Here is a 5337-nt window from a genome sequence, read left to right on the forward strand (position 1 = left end):
ACGTACACACTCTTCGGCCGCGGCTAACCTTCTTGTTTCTGGATTAATCCGATGGCCCTACTCCATTTTTGATAGACATCAATCGGCTTAGGGTAAGCAGGGATATCGAATGTCCATGGAATTAAAACTTCCACATCATTGTTTTTCGCAAGTTCGGGGATCCACTTCCGAATAAATTCCTGTGCCTTGTATTTATTAGATTGGTGAACAGGATTGGTGTACCAGATCTCAAAAGCCTGCATGTGCCAGTTCATCCAGTTCGAGGTTACATCATAATCAATCAGTCTGGATTCGAAATAGGCCGCACCCCAGGTCCAGTCTATTTTTAAATCATGTACAAGATAACTTGAACAATTTACCCGCCCCCGGTTACTCATGTAGCCCGTTTGGTTCAACTGCCGCATGTGGGCGTCAACAAAAGGAATCCCTGTAGTTCCATTACACCATTTTTCGAACTTCACTGGATCGTTTTCCCAGTCGGGATTTTTATTTTTATAACCTTTGCTTTGAAAAATCCGATTGCCGAAGCGCATCGCTTTAAAAGTAAAATAATCACGCCAAACCAATTCAAAAACCAACCACCAGGTACTTTGGTTCTTTTTAACCTTGGTTTCATAAGCCATTACCTTTTCATAAATTTCCCTTGCAGAGATACAGCCCAAGGCCAGATAGGGTGAAAATTTCGAGCTGTAATCCAGGCCATCCGATTGATTTCTACTCCAGCGGTATCCGGTTAACAGTTCCGATTTGAAAGTATAATACTCCAGTCTTTTTAATGCTTCAGTTTCTCCACCCGCTACAAATGGTTTTGCCTTTTCATATTCATTTTTGCTAAAGCCATACATGGAATAAGCAGGAAAACGATGTGTTTTCACCTGTTTAACAGCATTTAAATTAGTCGGTATGTCGAAAGTTTTACGCGGCGTGCTTTCCTTCGAAGCCGGAATCCGGTAAGCCTTGCTAGTGAGTGGTATATTTTTAATATTGAAAGGGATATCATCTTTATGATACAGTGTTTTACCCCAGTAAAAATGAAAGGTGGTAGCTGGCAGAACATCCGTGACTGACCGCAACAGGTTAAGTTCTTCACTCGCGTATTCCTCCTCAGCATATACATCGGTAATACCATACTGTTTTACCAATTCCGGGATAGTTTTCAGGGCAGATGCTTCACCAATAATTAAGTGAGCACCTAGTGAGGTTAAGTTTTTCCGCAAATCAAGAACAGCTTGTTTTAAGAATTTAAAACGAATGATATCGGCCTTCCTGAATCCCAATGCTAGTTTTTCGAAGCCATTCTTCTCGATGCAATAGCAGAAAACCAGATCAGCACATTCCTGCTGAGCCATCACCAAAGCTTCATTGTCGTGAAGCCTTAAATCATTTTTAAACCAGACTAAACCTCTTTTTTTCATCAGCTTATATTTTTAATTCCGTAGAATAGTGATTTGCCGAAAGCAGCTGTTTCCTTTGAAACATCGGTTGTGCAAATTATTGATGTTTCAACAGGGATAATTTCGAATAAACAATATGAGCTTAACGGTAAGATGTTTTCCTTGAAGCATCCATCAACTTACCCGTTTACTATTGCAGGCGGCAACCCATTCATCTTTACTACAGCGTTTACAATGGGCTGGTGCCGATAGTTCAGCGGTATTGCCGCAATGCGTACAGGCATACACCTTAGGCGCTACAATATTTTTAGACTTTTTAGCATATTCCTTTGGGAATACGGGCAAGCCGTAGCCAACATCCTGATCTTCGCAAAATAAAAAGCTAACCTGCCCATTGGTTTCCAATACAGCAGCCTTTACCTGCCCAAGATGTTCAATATTTTGTGCCCTGATCTCTGCAAAAAACTCATCTTTAGCAAAGTTTCCGTCACCTTCTTCTGATAAGGTAAATTTTCCGTTTTCAATGATATACATCGGCACACCTTCCAGAATATTTTCTACCTTTTGATTTTTTGCTGCCAGATAAGTGATCAGCCGATAGGTAATCAGGATCACGACGAAAACCAATAAGGAAGGAAGAATGGCCGACTCACTGTTTAACATCGGATCGCCCGCAGCTGAACCCAGGGCAATGATTATCGCAACTTCAAAAATACTCAGCTGCCGCACTCCTTTTTTGCCTGTAGAGCGTAAAAAAACCATCACCAAAACAAACATGATAAAAGTTCTGACGGTAATTTCGAGTGTAAGTGACCAATTGAGATCAAGCAGAAAAACATCCTGCCAGTTGATTGCTGCCATAATATATATTTCAGAAAGAACCTTTAATAAGCCCTAATTGTTCCGAAATATTTTTTTTTATGGTTAAAAAATTGATTTAATAATCTGCCTGATTGATGACCCGACAGGTTGGAAATCACCCTTCAGGAATCTTCATGCGAAAGCCTTCTGCCGTATTAACGGCTATACAAATTAGTATTTAGGAAATTCTAGCTGGCTAAGCAACCGGGATAGAAAAAAAGAATGTGGAGCCTTGATTGGGAATACTTTCTACCCAGATCTTACCACCATGATCAGAAATAATCTTGGAAGAGATATACAAGCCCATCCCTAAACCCGGATGAGAAGAAGTAACCTCGTCAAGGCGGTAAAACTTATCAAATATTTTCGCTATACCTTCTGCAGACATGCCCAGACCCTGATCATTTACCTTAATCACCACGCTTTTACGATCTTCTGCTAAGCAAGTGGCAACATCGATGGTTGAGTTTTTGGCCGAATACTTAGCTGCATTACCCAGAAGATTAGTTAGTACCTGCTCTAAACGCAGAGGATCTGCTTTGACCACACATGGTTCACCCAAACTGATGTTGATTTGATTACCCTCATGTACGGCCGATAAAATCATGACTGCTTCTTCAACAAACTGGTTGAGGTTAACCTCCACCAAATCATACTGCAAACTCCCGTTTTCCATTTTCGACACATCCATCAGCTGCTGCGCCAACAGGGTAAGTTTGGATGTTTGCATATCAAGCTTATCTACCACCCCTGCAACTTTTTCTGAATACTGGTCTTTTAAAAGTTTCAGCATTTGGGTGTAGGCTTTCACCACGGTAATCGGCGTTTTCAGCTCATGGCTGGCCACAGAAATGAACTCAGTTTTCTTTTCATCAAGCTCCCGCTGGATTCTGATTTCCTCTTCCTGCTCACCGGTTAACCGATGCAGATGACTATTTTTCTTTTTAATTTCTTCGTAGGCATTCAATGGACTGGCTTGTTCAAAATAAACTTTGAGCGCAGTAAGTTTTGGCTCATCAAGTTTTAGCGAACGTGGCAACCCTAAACCCATTTCAATCAGGTAGGCATTTCCCGAAGCATGGAAAGTAAAATCAGGAAGCAGTTTTTTGGCATAAAAGAAACCTTCATCCGTTGAACGGAAAAGTTGGTCAGAATCAAAAACCACCCTGGCAAATAAAGAATAACGGGGAAATTTTCCAGTAATGACGATATGTAACCTGCCATTATCTGTATATTCTATTGCTGTTCTGGAGATTTCAGAAACGGCTGTGGCGAAAGTAGTACGGGTGGCTACCGTTAGCCCCAATTGTTCTCCTACCTGCATCGACCTGCGGTGGGCAAGCACCAGATCCATTTCATTCTCGAGTGAAATATCTAAAATCTCTTTCATGCTACCGAACTTTTATAACTATAACTGACATATCATCCGTTCTTCTGGCATGGTCCTTATAAATACATGCAGCAAGAATGGAAAGATCATGTTTCAATATTCCCGGATATTTGCTGATTTCCCACCTCGTTTTGATCCCATCCGAACAAAGCACCAGTTGGTTGTAGTCCAATGAACTATAACTTTGATCATTCATGGTCGTAGGGATGTTGTGGCCCACAATTCCATTGTACGACATGTGGTTTTTTGACGACATTGGTCCGATCCACTTAGCGGCGATATTGCCGATCCCGGCAGAAGACCATTTGCCCTGAGCGGCATCAAAATGGGTAACATTGGCGACCATACCCCGGGTTTTCCGTATCGAACGATGAATAAACCTCAACGTTTCGATTGGGCTATGATCCGGATAAACTCTAAAAACATTAGCCGCTTCATTTACGGCATGATTTGCTTCCGGGCCATGCCCCAGTCCGTCGCCAAGCATCAGCTTAAAGCTATTGCCCTTCGTTTTGCAGATAAAACCATCCCCACTCACCTTTTCTCCGGGTTTGCTCACCACCAGTGGACGAATAATCAATCCTGATTTTGAAGCAGGTTTTTGACCAATATAAACCCGGCTCAACACCACCGTACCCCAGCCTACGGCTGAATAAATGTCAAAGGTATCAGAAAGCCGTTTGATGCTTCCCAAACCTGCCCCCATGGTATTGCTCGTGGATACGCCATCCTGAATCATCCTGCTGGTGTTCTGCATGCCCGGGCCGGCATCAATGCTGATCAGTTCAATATAGGGAACACCATTTTCCTGGAAACTGCCGAATAGGATTTCGCCGTTGTCGGCGTATTTGAACAGGTTGCTGGTCATCTCCGCCACAATAATATCTACTTCTGCTATTCTTGCAGTTTCCATACCAGCATCAACCAGGCGTTGATGTATATCCTTCTTAAGCAGCGAAAAGTAACTTCGGTCGTTTGCCTGAAGACTTACATGTGTTGCATCAACCATTGGCCCATTTTAAGATCATCACTACCGTTCCCTCTCCGGGCTTACTTTTCAAATCAAATTCATTGCTGAGTCTTTTTGCCCCGGGCAATCCAAGCCCCAGGCTCTTTCCTGTCGAAAAACCGTCCTGCATGGCTGCAGCAATATCAGGAATACCAGGCCCCTGGTCAGAAAAGGTAAGGCGCACGCCATTATCGCGACCGCGTGTAACCACTTCGATCAGACATTTACCTCCACCACCGTAACGGAGCATGTTCCGTAATAATTCGCTGGCGGCAGTAATCAGTTTGGTTTGGTTAACCAAACCCATCTTAATTTTTACAGCCACTTCGCGAATCCGGTTGCGCAGCAGAACCACATCCTGCTCCTTTTGCACCTGTATGGTATCTTTACTCAACGACAGTATCATCATCATCGGTTTCTTCCTGGTCCCCGTGATCATCTCCTATCATCGACTTAAGCAAATTCATTCCCTTTTCAACATCGAGTGCGGTGTGTACACCTTTTAACGGAAGCCCAAGCTCTATTAAAGTAATCGCCACAGCAGGCTGCATGCCTACCACAACAGTTTCAGCATCCAGAATTTTCGACATGCTGGCGATGTTTCCAATAATTCTGCCCATGAATGAATCAACAATCGATACCGCAGAAATATCAATCAGTACGCCTTTTGAACTGGTTTTATT

6 protein-coding genes are annotated in these 5337 nt (G+C 42.8%); all 6 read right to left on the reverse strand.

Features of this window, described 5'->3' with window-relative positions:
• Window positions 1–23: 23 nt before the first annotated feature.
• A complete protein-coding gene (locus tag ON09_RS22230) occupies window positions 24–1415 on the reverse strand; it encodes a DASH family cryptochrome (RefSeq protein WP_010603271.1) in 1392 nt (463 codons plus the stop codon).
• Window positions 1416–1568: 153 nt separating this feature from the next.
• Window positions 1569–2255, reverse strand: coding sequence for a DUF421 domain-containing protein (locus ON09_RS22235; RefSeq protein ID WP_010603272.1), 687 nt, complete (start codon window positions 2253–2255; stop codon window positions 1569–1571).
• A 196-nt stretch (window positions 2256–2451) separates the two neighbouring features.
• Complete coding sequence (locus ON09_RS22240; protein WP_010603273.1) at window positions 2452–3645, reverse strand: ATP-binding protein; 1194 nt, start codon at window positions 3643–3645, stop codon at window positions 2452–2454.
• 1 nt (window position 3646) lies between these two features.
• Complete coding sequence (locus ON09_RS22245) at window positions 3647–4654, reverse strand: serine/threonine protein kinase (RefSeq protein WP_010603274.1); 1008 nt, start codon at window positions 4652–4654, stop codon at window positions 3647–3649.
• On the reverse strand, window positions 4647–5066 hold the full coding sequence (locus ON09_RS22250) for an anti-sigma regulatory factor (RefSeq protein WP_238533784.1): 420 nt from the start codon (window positions 5064–5066) through the stop codon (window positions 4647–4649). Before ON09_RS22250 ends, ON09_RS22245 begins: the two co-directional genes overlap by 8 nt.
• A partial coding sequence (locus ON09_RS22255) for an STAS domain-containing protein (RefSeq protein WP_010603276.1) occupies window positions 5041–5337 on the reverse strand: 297 nt, incomplete at its 5' end. The genes ON09_RS22255 and ON09_RS22250, both read right to left, overlap by 26 nt.

The sequence above is a fragment of the Pedobacter agri PB92 genome (assembly GCF_000258495.1).
Classification (GTDB): Bacteria; Bacteroidota; Bacteroidia; order Sphingobacteriales; family Sphingobacteriaceae; genus Pedobacter; species Pedobacter agri.